The sequence below is a fragment of the Streptomyces sp. MI02-7b genome, from assembly GCF_033793585.1.
GTDB lineage: Bacteria > Actinomycetota > Actinomycetes > Streptomycetales > Streptomycetaceae > Actinacidiphila.
Window position 1 is genome coordinate 1 of the sequence record NZ_JARAWX010000011.1, and the last position, 13,727, is coordinate 13,727.

General features: G+C 73.7%; 9 protein-coding genes. 2 read left to right on the forward strand and 7 right to left on the reverse strand.

What is annotated here, in order from left to right; all coding sequences use genetic code 11:
• From PV364_RS19270 to PV364_RS19285, 4 genes are all read right to left on the reverse strand, one after another.
• A partial coding sequence (locus PV364_RS19270) for an Rne/Rng family ribonuclease (RefSeq protein ID WP_319661320.1) occupies positions 1-3,674 on the reverse strand: 3,674 nt, incomplete at its 3' end.
• 218 nt (positions 3,675-3,892) lie between these two features.
• Positions 3,893-4,666 carry a TIGR03936 family radical SAM-associated protein gene (locus PV364_RS19275; RefSeq protein WP_319661321.1) on the reverse strand — a complete coding sequence of 258 codons (774 nt, stop codon included), beginning with the start codon at positions 4,664-4,666 and terminating at the stop codon, positions 3,893-3,895.
• Between the two features lie 250 nt (positions 4,667-4,916).
• Positions 4,917-5,432, reverse strand: coding sequence for a GNAT family N-acetyltransferase (locus PV364_RS19280; protein WP_319661322.1), 516 nt, complete (start codon positions 5,430-5,432; stop codon positions 4,917-4,919).
• A gap of 33 nt (positions 5,433-5,465) precedes the next feature.
• Positions 5,466-6,314, reverse strand: coding sequence for a helix-turn-helix transcriptional regulator (locus PV364_RS19285; protein WP_319661323.1), 849 nt, complete (start codon positions 6,312-6,314; stop codon positions 5,466-5,468).
• A gap of 86 nt (positions 6,315-6,400) precedes the next feature.
• Between PV364_RS19285 and PV364_RS19290 the strand changes: the two genes are divergently transcribed.
• Positions 6,401-7,204 carry a glucose 1-dehydrogenase gene (locus tag PV364_RS19290; protein ID WP_319661324.1) on the forward strand — a complete coding sequence of 268 codons (804 nt, stop codon included), beginning with the start codon at positions 6,401-6,403 and terminating at the stop codon, positions 7,202-7,204.
• 62 nt (positions 7,205-7,266) lie between these two features.
• Here the strand turns inward: PV364_RS19290 and PV364_RS19295 are convergent, their stop codons facing one another.
• Positions 7,267-8,727: an APC family permease gene (locus PV364_RS19295; protein WP_319661325.1), complete on the reverse strand. Its 1,461-nt coding sequence runs from the start codon at positions 8,725-8,727 to the stop codon at positions 7,267-7,269.
• Positions 8,728-8,852: 125 nt separating this feature from the next.
• Between PV364_RS19295 and PV364_RS19300 the strand changes: the two genes are divergently transcribed.
• The gene (locus PV364_RS19300) at positions 8,853-10,028 is read left to right on the forward strand and encodes an ROK family transcriptional regulator (RefSeq protein ID WP_319661327.1); all 1,176 of its coding nucleotides are present in this window, start codon (positions 8,853-8,855) and stop codon (positions 10,026-10,028) included.
• 82 nt (positions 10,029-10,110) lie between these two features.
• Here the strand turns inward: PV364_RS19300 and PV364_RS19305 are convergent, their stop codons facing one another.
• On the reverse strand, positions 10,111-12,036 hold the full coding sequence (locus PV364_RS19305; protein WP_319661328.1) for a TIGR03960 family B12-binding radical SAM protein: 1,926 nt from the start codon (positions 12,034-12,036) through the stop codon (positions 10,111-10,113).
• Positions 12,037-12,157: 121 nt separating this feature from the next.
• Entirely contained in the window at positions 12,158-13,699 is a 1,542-nt protein-coding gene (locus PV364_RS19310; protein ID WP_319661329.1) for a CYTH and CHAD domain-containing protein, read from the reverse strand.
• Positions 13,700-13,727: the final 28 nt, after the last annotated feature.

Below are 13,727 nucleotides of genomic sequence, written 5' to 3' on the forward strand. Positions count from 1 at the left end.
GCCTCCTGGCCCGGCTCCGCCGCCACGACCGCCGGGGCCTGCTCGGCGACCGCGGCCGCCTCCGCCGCCTGCGGCTCGGTGGCCGGGGCCGCGGCCGGAACGACCGTGACGACCTCCGCCGTGGCGTCGGGCGAACTCACCGGGGCGGTGACCCGCCGCGACGCGCGACGGCGGGACCGCCGGCCGGCCGCCGCCTCGGCCTCCGCCGGGCTGCTGAACCACTCGTCGTCCGCGCCCATCGCGGGCACCAGGTCGGCCTCGGTGACCGCGGCCGGCTCCAACTCCGGGAGTTCCTCGGTCTCGTCGGCCTCGGCCTCGATGACACCGGCCGCCTCCGCGGCCGCCGACTCCTCGCCGCCACCGCGACGGCGCTTGCGCTTGCCGCCGCCGCCGACCGCCGTGGCCTGGTCCATGTGCACGATGACGCCGCGTCCGTTGCAGTGCACGCAGGTCTCGGAGAACGACTCCAGCAGGCCCTGGCCGACCCGCTTGCGGGTCATCTGCACCAGGCCCAGCGAAGTGACCTCGGCCACCTGGTGCTTGGTGCGGTCCCGGCCCAGGCACTCCAGCAGACGGCGCATGACCAGGTCGCGGTTGGACTCCAGCACCATGTCGATGAAGTCGATCACGATGATGCCGCCCAGGTCGCGCAGCCGCAGCTGACGCACGATCTCCTCGGCCGCCTCCAGGTTGTTCCTGGTGACCGTCTCCTCCAGGTTGCCGCCCTGGCCGGTGAACTTGCCGGTGTTGACGTCGATGACCACCATCGCCTCGGTCCGGTCGATCACCAGCGAACCGCCGCTCGGCAGCCAGACCTTGCGGTCCAGCGCCTTCAGCAGCTGCTCGTCGATCCGGTACGTGGCGAACACGTCGACCTCGGAGCTCCAGCGGCTCAGCCGGTCGCCGAGGTCCGGCGCGACGTTCGTGACGTAGTCGTGGATGGTCTCCCACGCGGTGTCGCCGCTGACGATGACCTTGGTGAAGTCCTCGTTGAAGATGTCGCGGACGACCCGGACGGTCATGTCCGGCTCGCCGTACAGCAGCGACGGCGCGTTGCCGGTCTTGGCCCGCTTCTGGATGTCCTCCCACTGCGACTGCAGCCGCTCGACGTCGCGGCGCAGCTCGTCCTCGCTCGCGCCCTCGGCGGCGGTGCGCACGATGACGCCCGCGTCCTCGGGGACGATCTTCTTGAGGATCTGCTTCAGCCGGGCGCGCTCGGTGTCGGGCAGCTTGCGGCTGATGCCGGTCATCGAGCCCTCGGGCACGTAGACCAGGTAGCGGCCGGGCAGCGAGACCTGACTGGTCAGGCGGGCGCCCTTGTGGCCGATCGGGTCCTTGGTGACCTGCACCAGGACCGGCTGGCCCGACTTCAGGGCCGCCTCGATACGGCGCGGGCCGCCTGCCATGCCCAGCGCCTCGAAGTTGACCTCACCGGCGTACAGCACCGCGTTGCGGCCCTTGCCGATGTCGACGAACGCGGCCTCCATGGACGGCAGCACGTTCTGGACCTTGCCCAGGTAGACGTTGCCGACGTAGGAGGTGGCCTGCTCCTTGTTGACGTAGTGCTCGACGAGCACGCCGTCCTCCAGGACGCCGATCTGCGTCCGGTCGCCGTTCTCGCGCACGACCATGACGCGCTCCACCGCCTCGCGGCGGGCCAGGAACTCGGCCTCGGTGATGATCGGCACCCGGCGGCGGCCCTGCTCGCGGCCCTCCCGGCGGCGCTGCTTCTTGGCCTCCAGACGCGTGGAGCCCTTGATGGACTGCACCTCGTCGACCGGCTCGGCCGCCCTGCGGGGCTCACGGATCTTGACGACCGTGCGCTCGGGGGCGTCCTCGCCCAGGGTCTCCTCGCCCGGGCCGTCACCGCCGCGACGGCGACGGCGACGGCGACGGCGGCTGCTCGTGCTGTCGCCGGTGTGGTCCTCGTCGTCCTCGGCGTCCTCGTCGGCCTCGTCGTCCTCACCGGCGGCGGCCTCGTCGCCCTCGGCGACCTCGCCGCGACGGCGGCGGCGGCCACCGCGACGACGGCGGCGCGACGGACGGTCGCCCTCGTGGTCGTCGTCCGCCTCGTGCTCGTCGGCCTCCGCGTCGGCGTCGTCGTGAGCGTCGTGCTCGTGCTCGTCGGCGGGCTCCTCGGCGATCTCGCCGCGGTGCGTGTCGCCGGTCTCGGTCACGACCGCCTCGGCGGGCTCGCCCCGGCGGCGACGGCGACGACGGCGGCCGGCGCTCTCGGCGACGGGGAACTCGTCGGCGTCGTGCCCCTCGGCGGAGTCGCTCTCGGGCTCGTCCTCGTGCTCGGCGGGCTGCTCGGCCTGCGGCCGCTCCAGCGGCGCGACACCGGGGGCCTGGAACACCGGCGCCTGGAACACCGCCATCGGCGGGCGGGTCGCGCGGCGGCGGCCCCGCGACGGCGCGGGCGCCTCCTCGACGGCGGGCTCCTCGGCCACGGGCTCCACGGCCGACGGCCGCTCGGCGGCACGCACCTCGCTCTGTACCTCGACGACGACGCTGCCCGCGGGCACGCCGAAGGCCTCCGCCACGGCCTCGACGGCCTTGGCGCGCGCCTCCTCGACGGTGTCGCCGTACCCGCGGATCTCGTACGCGTCCTCGACCTCGACGGCCCAGCCGGACCCGTCCTGGATGGCCTTGGCCGTGTAGCTGCGACGCTGCGGGGCGGCGGCGGGGGCCTCGGAGGCCTCCGCCTGCGCGGTCGCCGCCTCCTCCTCACGCGGCGCGAGCGCGCCCGGCTTGAGGCGGCGCGAGCCGTCGTCGGCCGCGAGGAACGACGCGGCCGGTGCGGCACGCTTGCGGCTGCGGCGCGCCTTGGGCTGCTCCGCCTCCTGGGTCTTCTCCGCCTTCTCGGCCCTGCCGCGCCGGCTGCCCGCCGGCTCCTGCAGCGCCTTGGCGGGTGCGTCCGCGGCGGCCGCGATCTCCGCGGGAGCCGGGGAGGCGTCCGCGGCCGGCTCGGCGACCGGCTCGGGGCTGGCCACCTTCCGGGTCGCACGACGCCGTGTGCGCGCCGGGGCGGCGGACGGCTCGGCCTGCTCCGCCGCAGGCGGGGTCTCCGCGTGCAGCGGCAGGTCCGCCTGAAGTTCCTTGGCCTGCGTGTCGGCGGCCTCGGCGGGCGCCTCGGCCGCGACCGGCTCGGGGCTGGCCACCTTCCGGGTCGCACGACGCCGCGCACGGGGCGGGGCCGCGGACGGCTCGGCCTGCTCCGCCGCCGGGGTCCCGGCCGCGGGCGCGGTCTGCGGGGCGGTGTCCTCGGAGGCCTCGGCGGTCTGCGCCGGTGCGGCCGTCTTGCGCGTGGCGCGACGGCGGGCCGGGGCCGGGGCGGTCTCCGCCGCGGCTTCCGGCGTCACATCGCCCGGCGCGGTCTCTTCCGGCCGGCTCTCCGGCGCGACGGCCTTGCGCGTCGCCCTGCGGCGGGTGCGTGCGGGTGCGGCCTCGGTGTCGGCGGGGGCCTCGGCCGGTATGGCCGGAGTCCCGGCAGGCGTGTCGGCCGCCTCGGGGGCGTCCACGGCGCCGGCGGGCGGACCCGCGGGCCGTGAGGCCGCGCGGCGCCGGCGGCGCGGAGCGGCCGTCGCCTCGCTGTCGGTGCCACCGGTGCCACCGGTGGCAGTTCCAGGGGCGCCGTTCTCGGGCGCCTCGTTCGGCTCGTTGTTCTCGAGCATGCGGGCATTTCTCCCGTCACGCTCCCGGGCGCCGCGCCCTGATCCGGTCCACGGCGGCCCGCGTCTTCGCGGTGCCGCCGCCCGGGGGCGCGGGCGCCACACGGGAGCTGTCGTATCGCTCGTCGGCACCGCCCTGACGGGCCGACGAAAGTCTCGTCTGATGCGTACTGCCGGTTCCGGGTCGCCCCGGACGCCTCGGCGGCACAACGACGGCAGTCCTACGCTGAGCCTTCCGGTACCGTCGCGGCATCGCGGTCAGGCGCGAGCGGATCGGTCACCGTGCCGGTCTCCTCGTCGAGCGGCCCCTGCGCCAGCCTGGTCACCGCTGCGGGGACCGGCGGCGCGAGGTCGGCCACCGCACGGAGGCCGGACAGGACGTCGTCGGGTCGCACGGCAGGTGTCAAATGCCGAACAACCAGCCGCAGTATCGCACAAGGTGCTGGCCCAGGCCTATCGGCACCCTGTTCGATGTCGCCGCCATGGGCCCCGGCGACCTGCGGGTCCACCACTTCGAGCCGGATCACGGCGTCGCGCGCGTCGAAACTGCGCACGCCGTTCTTCGTCATCCGCTGGACCTCGACGGTCCCGGCGGCGAGGAACGCGGCCACCGCACGTTCGGCGTCGGCCTGCTCCACACCGTCCAGCCGCAGCTGCCACACCGACGCCTCCAGCCGCTCGGCGAGGCCCGAGGTGCGGGCCTCCACGGCGTCGACGACGTCGAGACCGCCCGGAAGCGACTCGTCCAGCAGCAGGCGCAGTTTCTCCGGCTCACGGGCCTCGGCGAGCGCGATCTCCAGGTACTCGGCCTCGCTGCCGACGCCGGTGGGTGCGGCGTTCGCGTAGGAGACCTTGGGATGCGGGGTGAAACCGGCCGAGTACGCCATGGGCACCTCGGCACGCCGCAGCGCCCGCTCGAATGCGCGCTGGAAGTCGCGGTGGCTGGTGAACCGGAGGCGGCCGCGCTTGGTGTAGCGCAGTCGGATGCGCTGCACCGCGGGTGCGGGCGGCGGGCCTTCGGGCTGTCGCTTGCCCAGTGTCGTTCAGTCCCTCGTGCGTCTGGTCGCCCCGAGTGGGGCTGCTTGTCGTCTTCCAGGTTACTGGGGGTTCCGGACTTCCGAATCCGCACGCCGCACCACGGGCCCCGCACACGGCCCCGTGCCCCGTGTGCCGTCGGGTGTCCGCCCCGCACCATGCGCCCGACGTGCACCACGCGCCGCCGAACGCGCACCCGGGCCGCCCACGTCACACCCGGTAACGCATCTTGCCCCCGGTGGCGCCCTCCAGGACCCCGCCGTTGGCCTCGATGACCTTGCGCGAGGCCACATTGCCGGCGTCGCAGGTGACCAGGGCGGGATCGAGGCCGAGTTGGCGGGCCAGCGGCAGGGCGGCGCGGAGCATGGCCGTCGCGTGCCCCCGGCGCCGGGCGGACGGCCGGACGTCGTAGCCGACGTGGCCGAGCAGTTCACCCCAGGGCGGGGTCAGTTGCGGGCGGACGGAGAGCCGGCCGAGGAAGGCGTCGCCGTCCACGTACCAGTACGTCACGCACAGGTCGACCGGATCGCGGGTCGGGCCGCGCACGCTCGCCACGTGCTCGGCGAAGACCGCCGGGTCCCGCCAGCGGCCGCCGTACTCGCGAAGCGCGTTCCCGATCGCCGAGATCTCGCCCCGGGCGCCGCGCCCCTCGGCCCGGAACTCCTCCATCGCGGCGACGTAGGACGCGTGGACGGCGGTGGTGGGACGCACGAGTGAGGGCGGCACGGCCTCAGTCTGCGTCACCTGCGGGCCGACCACTCAGCCGGGCACGTCCATTCGTTGGGTACCGACGACCGACAGCAGGCGCAGTGCCTCCTCGGCCGGCGATCCGGGGTCTGCGGTGTAGATGACGACGTGCTGGTCCCGGTCGGAGAGGTCCAGCACGTCGCAGTTGACGGTGACCGCACCGACCAGCGGGTGGCGCAGCGTCTTGCGCAGGGTCAGCTCGCCGGTCACGTCGTGGGACTCCCACAGTCGGGTGAACTCCTCGCTGCCGGCGAGGAGTTCGGCCACCAGGCCGGACACCTCGGGGTCGTCGGGGTAGCGGGCGGCGGCGGCCCGCAGCCGGTGGGTGGAGAAGCGGGCGAAGGCCTCCACGTCCGACAGCCCGTACAGCCGGCGGTCCCCCGTCCCGAGGAACAGACGGCGCACCAGGTTGCGGTCGCGTCGCGGCAGGGCGGAGAAGTCCTCCAGGAGTGCGGCCGCGAGGTCGTTCCAGGCGATCACCTCGTACATCGCGGACATCACCATCGCGGCGGCGTCGGGGAGCCGGTCCAGCAGGTCGAGGATGCTCTGCCGCACCTCCCGCGGGGGTCCGGCGGGCGGCGCCGCGGGGGCGCCGAGGGCGAGGTGGTGGAGGTGGTCGCGCTCGGCGTCGGACAGGCGCAGGGCGCGGCTCAGCCCGGCCAGCACCTCGCGCGACGGGCGCGGCGCCCGGGCCTGTTCCAGCCGGGTGTAGTACTCCGTCGAGATGAAGGCCAGTTGCGCCGCCTCCTCGCGGCGCAGCCCGGGTGTGCGGCGCCGCGTGCCGGCGGGCAGGCCCACCTCGGCGGGGCTGATCCGCTCGCGGCGGCTGCGCAGGAAGTCCCCCAGCTCTCGTCTGTCCACCCCTCCAGTGTGCGCGGGCCGGCCGGGCCCAGCCAGGTACCGCCCGTGCCTGGATGGGCGGCGCGGCCGGCCGCAGGCTCGCCGGTATGAACGAGACGACAACGACCCTCACCTCCACCACCGCAACCGGGCAGGGCCTGCTGGCCGGCAAGGTCGCCTTCGTCACCGGTGCCGGACGGGGCATCGGCGCCGCCGCGGCCCGGCTGTTCGCCCGCGAGGGCGCCACGGTGGTGCTCGCGGCCCGTACCGAGACCCAGCTCAAGACGGTGACCGAGGAGATCCGCGCGGCGGGCGGCACCGCCGACCACATCGTGTGCGACGTGGCCGACGCCGCGAGCGTGCGCGCCGCCGTCGACCGCGTCGTGGACCTGCACGGCCGTCTCGACGCCGCCTTCAACAACGCCGCCACCATCGTGCCGCCCGGCCCGATGGACCGGGTCGCCGAGGAGGACTTCGACCGCGTCTACGCGGTGAACCTGCGCGGCACCTGGCTGGCCATGGCGGCCGAGGTCGCCGCGATCCGGGCCACCGCGGGCACCGGCGCCATCGTCAACAACTCCAGCGTCGGCAGCTGGGGCGCCAATCCGGAGCTGCCCGTCTACGGCGCGCTGAAGCGCGCGGTCAACAGCCTCACCGAGTCCGCCGCCGTCACCTACGGACCCGAGGGCATCCGCGTCAACGCGGTCGCCCCCGGTACCACGCTGACCGAGATGATCCGCGAGTGGGAGCACGCATCCCCCGGCCTCGTCGAACGGCTGGGCGCCGCGACCCCGCTCCGCCGCGCCGCCGAGCCCGCCGAGATCGCCGAGGCCGCCGCCTGGCTGCTCAGCGACCGCGCCTCCTTCGTCACCGGCGCCGTTCTGCGCGTCGACGGCGGCATCCGCGTGTGACTTGACGGGCACACGCCGCGGGCCGGCCCCGGAGGACCGCCGGGACCGGCCCGCGACCCGCCTCACGCGGTGACGGCGGCCGTCTCCGCGTTCGGGTCGGCGCCCTCCAGGTACTCCTCGGAGATCTCCTTCGGCCCGAAGGGCCAGACCTTCTCGTACGCCGCCCAGCCCACGAACGCGACGCAGCCCAGGGCGACCCACGCCAGGGACCATTCGATCGGGTGGCGACCGGGGGCGTTGGTGTCGGCGTACCCGTAGATGACGAGCCAGCCGACGAGCGCGACCAGCCCCGGGAGCGGGTAGAGCCACATCCGGTAGGGCCGGCGCAGCCCCGGCTGGCGGCGGCGCAGCACGGTGACGGCGAGCACCTGGGCGAGTGCCTGGACGATCACCATGACCGCGGTCAGGAGCTGGATCAGGGTGGCCAGGTCGGTGTGGCGGCCGATGAGGAAGCCGATGCCCGTGACGACGCCCATCGTGACCAGTCCCAGCACCGGGAAGCGGTGCTTGGCGTGCAGCCTGCCGTAGGGCCGGAAGAAGACCCGCTCGCGCGCGGCGTCGTACGGCACCCGCGAGCCCCCGAGGAGCCCGGCGAAGACCGAGGCGAAGGCGGTGACCAGGATGAGCACGGTGACCACCTGGGCGGCGCCCCTGCCCCACGTCTGCTCCAGCACGGCGGAGGCCACGGACGAGGAGGCGATGTCGCCGGGATCGGTCATGCGGTGCCAGTCCACGACACCGAGGGTGCCGATCTGCAGCAGCAGGTAGATCGCCATGATGCCGAGGATCGAGAGGACGATGGAGCGCGGCAGGGTGCGGCCGGGATCCTTCACCTCGGCGCCCATGTACGCGGTGGTGTTGTACCCGAGGTAGTCGTAGATGCCGATGGTCAGGCCCGCCGCGAAGCCGGTCCAGAAGTGAGTGCTCGTCAGCTCGAAGGCGTGGGCGGGGTAGGTGAACGCCTGGTGCGCGTCGAAGTGCGTGAACGCCGCGACGATGACCAGCAGCACCGAGGCGATCATCACGCACCACATGACGGCGGTGAGCCGGGCGATGTACTCGATGCCGCGCCACAGCAGCAGGACGACCACCGCGATCAGCCCGAGCCCGACGACGTCGCCCGTGGTCCTGCCCATGTCCGGGGCCAGGTAGCCCAGGTACTGGACGAAGCCGACGACCCCGGTGGACATGATCAGCGGGATGAAGAGCATCGCCGTCCACACGAACAGGAACGGCATCAGCTTGCCCGTGCGGTACTGGAACGCCTGCCGCAGATACACGTAACTGCCGCCGGAACCCGGCATGGAGGAGCCGAGTTCGGCCCAGACCAGGCCGTCGGCGAGGGCGAGCACCGCACCGGCGACGAACCCGATGACGGCCTGCGGACCGCCGAAGGCGGCCACCATGAGCGGGATGGTCACGAACGGGCCGATGCCGCACATCTGGCTCATGTTGATGGCGGTGGCCTGGAACAGGCCGATGCGTCGGACGAAGCCGCCTGCGGGGGGTGCACTGCCGGCCATGCGGGCCTCCGTGGGCTGGAGAGCGGGGGACGTCGGGTCATCGCCTGGGCGCCGGGGCGTGATTAAGTTAAGTACCTTTACTTAGGGCGTCAAGGGGTCCCGCCGAGGTGCATGAGAATGGTCCGATGAGCGGCAGCGACAGGGGCCCCGAGCCCTGGAACCAGCAGCGCCAGCGCAGCACCAACGAACGGCTGCTGCTCGACCGGCTGCGCAGCGAGGGCCCCGCCTCCCGCGCCCAACTCGCCCGCGGGACAGGGCTGTCCAAGCCGACCGTCTCCAGCGCCCTGGCCTCACTGGAACAGCACGGCCTGGTCCGCGAGGCCGGCCGGCACGTCCCCCGTCGCGGCCGCGTCGCCGTCCTCTACGAACCCGACCCCGCCGCCGGTCACGCCCTCGGCATCGACATCGGCCGCGCCTGGCTGCGCGTCGCGCTCTGCGACCTCGACGGCACGGTCGTCGCCCGCGCCGACGCGCGCAACCGCGCCCGCAGTTCCGCCGCCATGGCCGAGCTCGTCGTCGCCACCGCGCGGGGCGTGGTCGCCGACTCCGGCGTCGCCCCCGGCGATGTCGCCCACGCCGTGGTCGCCACCCCCGGGGTCTACGACGCCGAACAGCGCCGCGTGCGCTACGCCATGCACCTGCCCGGCTGGGGCCGCGCGGGCCTCTTCGACCGGATGCGCGAGGAACTGGGCGTCCCCCTGTCGGTGCACAACGACGCCAACCTCGCCGCGCTGGGCGAGTACACCTTCGGCGCCGGGGCGGGCAGCCGGCTCTTCGTCTACGTGATGATCGGCACCGGCCTCGGCATGGGCGTCGTCGCCGACGGCAGGCTGTTCACCGGCGCCCACGGCGCCGCGGGCGAGATCGGCTTCCTGCCGTGGCCCGGCCGACACAAACCGGACATCCTGGAGGACGCCGTCTCCGGCGACGCCGTCGTCCGCTCCGCCCGCGCCCTCGGCATGACCGGCCCGCTCACCGCCAAGAAGGTCTTCGACGCCGCCCGCGCCGGCGACGCCGCGGCCGTCACCTCCGTCCGCCAGGAGGGCGAGCGGCTCGCCCACACCGTCGCCGCCGTCGCCGCCGTCCTCGACCCCGACCTCGTCGTCCTCGGCGGCGGCGTCGGCCACAGCGCCGACCTCCTCCTGAGCACCCTCCGCGAGTCCCTGCGCGGCCTCACCCCGCTGCGGCCCCGCATCTCCCCCAGCTCCCTGGGCGAGGACGCCGTCCTCCTCGGCGCGGTCGCCACCGCCCTCGACCACGCCCGCGACGTCGTCTTCGACCGCCGCACCGCGCGCGACTGAGGCCGCCCGGACGGCCGCGGGCCCGGGACACGGCGGTTGCCGTGTCCCGGGCCCGCGGGCGTGATCCCGGTTTCCGGGGGCGCTACTTGACGACCGTCAGCGGCAGCAGCTTCTTGCCGGTCGGGCCGATCTGGATATGGGTGTCCAGCTGAGGACACACCCCGCAGTCGAAGCACGGCGTCCAGCGGCAGTCGTCGACCTCGGTCTCGTCGAGGGCGTCCTGCCAGTCCTCCCAGAGCCAGTCCTTGTCCAGGCCGGAGTCCAGGTGGTCCCAGGGCAGGACCTCCTCGTAGGTGCGCTCGCGGGTGGTGTACCAGGCGAGGTCGACGCCCTGCTCCGGGAGCGTCTTCTCGCACATGCGGGCCCAGCGGTCGTAACTGAAGTGCTCGCGCCAGCCGTCGAAGCGGCCGCCGTCCTCGTAGACGGCGCGGATGACGGCGCCGACCCGGCGGTCGCCGCGGGAGAGCAGGCCCTCGATGATGCCGGGCTTGCCGTCGTGGTAGCGGAAGCCGATGTTGCGGCTGTACTTGCGGTCGCCGCGGATGGCGTCGCGGAGCTTCTCCAGGCGCGCGTCCGTCTCCTCGACGCCGAGCTGCGGGGCCCACTGGAACGGGGTGTGCGGCTTGGGCACGAAGCCGCCGATCGACACCGTGGCGCGGATGTCGTTCTGGCCGGTGACCTCGCGCCCCTTCTGGATGACGTTCTTCGCCATGTCGGCGATCTGCAGGACGTCCTCGTCGGTCTCGGTGGGCAGACCGCACATGAAGTACAGCTTCACCTGGCGCCAGCCGTTGCCGTAGGCGGTGGCGACGGTGCGGATCAGGTCCTCCTCCGAGACCATCTTGTTGATGACCTTGCGGATGCGCTCGGAGCCGCCCTCGGGGGCGAAGGTGAGGCCGGAACGGCGCCCGTTGCGGGTGAGTTCGTTGGCCAGGTCGATGTTGAAGGCGTCGACGCGGGTGGACGGGAGGGACAGGCCGATCTTGTCCTCCTCGTACCGGTCGGCGAGGCCCTTGGCGACGTCGGCGATCTCGGTGTGGTCCGCGGAGGACAGCGACAGCAGGCCGACCTCCTCGAAGCCGGTCGCCTTCAGGCCCTTGTCGACCATCTCGCCGATGCCGGTGATGCTGCGCTCGCGCACCGGGCGGGTGATCATGCCTGCCTGGCAGAAGCGGCAGCCGCGGGTGCAGCCGCGGAAGATCTCCACGGACATGCGCTCGTGCACGGTCTCGGCGAGCGGGACCAGCGGCTGCTTGGGGTACGGCCACTCGTCGAGGTCCATGACGGTGTGCTTGGACACTCGCCACGGCACACCGGAGCGGTTGGGCACCATGCGGGCGATCCGGCCGTCGGCCAGGTACTCCACGTCGTAGAACTTCGGCACGTACACCCCGCCGGTGCGGGCCAGCCGGAAGAGCAGTTCGTCGCGGCCGCCGGGGCGGCCCTCGGCCTTCCAGGCCCGGATGACGTCGGTGATCTCCAGCACGGCCTGCTCGCCGTCGCCGATCACGGCCGCGTCCAGGAAGTCGGCGATCGGCTCGGGGTTGAACGCCGCGTGGCCGCCCGCGAGGACGACCGGGTCGTCCTCGGTGCGGTCCTTGGCCTCCAGCGGGATGCCCGCGAGGTCCAGGGCGGTGAGCATGTTCGTGTAGCCGAGCTCCGTGGAGAAGCTGAGGCCGAGCACGTCGAAGGCCTTCACCGGGCGGTGGGCGTCCACGGTGAACTGCGGGACGCCGTGCTCCCGCATCAGCGCCTCCAGGTCCGGCCAGACGCTGTAGGTGCGCTCGGCCAGCACGCCCTCGCGCTCGTTGAGCACCTCGTAGAGGATCATGACGCCCTGGTTGGGGAGGCCGACCTCGTAGGCGTCCGGGTACATCAAAGACCAGCGGACGTCACAGGAGTCCCAGTCCTTCACGGTGGAGTTCAGCTCTCCGCCGACGTACTGGATGGGCTTCTGAACGTGGGGGAGAAGCGCTTCCAGGCGAGGGAAGACCGACTCGACAGGCATGAAAGGTGTCTTTCGTGAGCTGGCAGGGTGGTGACCATTCAGCGTAACGCGTCACGGTCGGCTCCCCCGCCGCCCACGGGTCCCCGCCTCCGGCCGGGGAACCCCCGCGGGAGGCGGTGGCTCACCCCGCGAGGCTGCCGCGGTCGGCCTTCTTCCAGGCCTTGGGCAGTGCGTCCTCCGCCGTGTCGGCGAGGTCGCGTTCGAGCTGGAACATCACGCCATAGGGAAACGTGTCCTCGCCGGCCGTGCGGGCGTCCTCGGCGAGGCGGACGACGGCTTCGCGGCAGATGACACTGTCCTGGTGCTCGCCCAGGAGCTGCTGGACGGACTTCATGCGCTTGGTGTGCTTCTTGGCGGGCTTGCGGAGGCCGGGGGCGGCCTGGGCGGCCTCGCTGCTGTAGCGGGCGCGCTTGGCGGCCTTGCGGGCCTCGTGGAGGGCGAGGTCGCGCTCGTGGCCCCGGTCCATGGCGAGCGCGGGCTCGACGCGCTTGCGCAGGCGGCTGTGGTCCCGGCTGACGGCCTTGGCGGTGGCCTCGGCCGCCGGTGCGCCGGCGCGGTCGAGGTACGGGGGGCCGGCGAGCAGGGACTCGAGCGTGTCGAGCAGCCGGAAGTAGCGGGGCCCGCCGAGTTCCCGCAAGAGCTCCGCGCGGGCACCCTCGTGGACGGGGGCGTCGCCCCCGACGCGTTCGGTCAGGTCGTCGGCGACAAGGTCGCCGGGCAGGTCGTCGAGGCGGTCCCGGAGGCGTTCCGCGAGCACCTCGCGGTCGCGTTCCAGGCCGAGCACTCCGGCCAGCCACTTGAGTTCGTCGCCGATCGGGTCGGTGGCCCGGCGGTCGAGTTCGCGGCGGAAGCTCTTCAGGGCGCTGCGCAGCCGCCGGGTGGAGACCCGCATCTGGTGCACGGCGTCCGCCTCGTCGCGGCGGACGGCGGGGTCCCAGGCCGCGATGGCGTCGACCTGCTGGTGGACGTAGGTCATCGCCACGTCGCCGACGGTGTCGACGGACGCGGGCGGCGCGGACGGCCGGGGAGCCGCCGCCAGGCGGTCGCCGAGGGCGCGGGCGAGTTTGGAGGGGCTGTCGGAGCGTCGCAGCCCGGCCTTGGCGAGCCGTTTCTCCAGGGCGTCGAGCAGCGCCGTGCCGCCGTGGACGAGTTCGGCCTCCACCTCGTCCCAGGTGGTCTCCGAGGTGGGGTGCCCGCCGCTGTCGAGGACGGCGGCGGTGACGTGGTCGCGGGCGATCTCCAGCAGCGCGTCGCCGTGGGCGTCCAGCAGCCGGACCCGCTCGCGCGTGGTGCGCAGCCGCACGACGGGGACGAGTTCCCGGCCGCGGACGACGACGGCGATCTCGTCGGCCAGAGCCGCGGGGACGCGCGGGCCGCCCTTGCGTCCCTGCTTGCCGAGCGGCGCGTGGACCTCGGTGCGCGTGTCGGCGAGGGTCGTGGGGAGCTTCAGGTGCCAGCCCGCGTCGTCGCCCCCGCTGCGCCGCCGCAGGGTGACGCGCCGGGTCGCCAGGCGCAGGTCGGGGGTGTCGTAGTAGATCGCGTCGAGCTCGGCCGGTTCCATGACCCGGACGGACGCCACATCCGGCAGTCCGTCCAGGTCCGGCTCCCGGCTGCGCCCGGCGGCCTCGTACTTGCGCTCGGTCTCCGCGACACGCTTGCCCATGTCTGGACGGTAATCGGGGGTTGGGTGT